The organism is Pantoea sp. SIMBA_079 (assembly GCF_046940275.1).
Lineage (GTDB): Bacteria > Pseudomonadota > Gammaproteobacteria > Enterobacterales > Enterobacteriaceae > Pantoea > Pantoea borealis.
Genome location: NZ_JAWRYR010000345.1, coordinates 1 through 270 on the forward strand (window position 1 = coordinate 1; position 270 = coordinate 270).

The following is a 270-nucleotide window of genomic DNA, read 5'->3' on the forward strand; positions in this document are numbered from 1 at the left end:
CTCGTGTTGCACCAATATTTTTATCCAATATTCTCTCAAATGTTTTTTTAACTGCGTAAGCGTTGAATGGAGAGCCATCGTGAAATGTTACTCCTTGTCGAAGCTTGAATTCCCAGGTTACGTCGTTTACCTGCTCCCATTCTGTTGCCAGTGCAGGTTGATAGGTCATATCTTTAGAGAGTCTGACTAAGCCTTCGTAGATTTTGTTATTCACAATAGAACCAGACACGATCGTCGTTAAAAAGTGAGGATCTAGATTGTTCGCATCTG

General features: G+C 40.7%; 1 protein-coding gene. It reads right to left on the reverse strand.

Annotated elements, in window-relative coordinates:
- The coding region (locus SB719_RS20300; RefSeq protein WP_412159762.1) for an ABC transporter substrate-binding protein at nt 1-214 on the reverse strand (214 nt) is incomplete at its 3' end.
- Between the last annotated feature and the right edge of the window lie 56 nt (nt 215-270).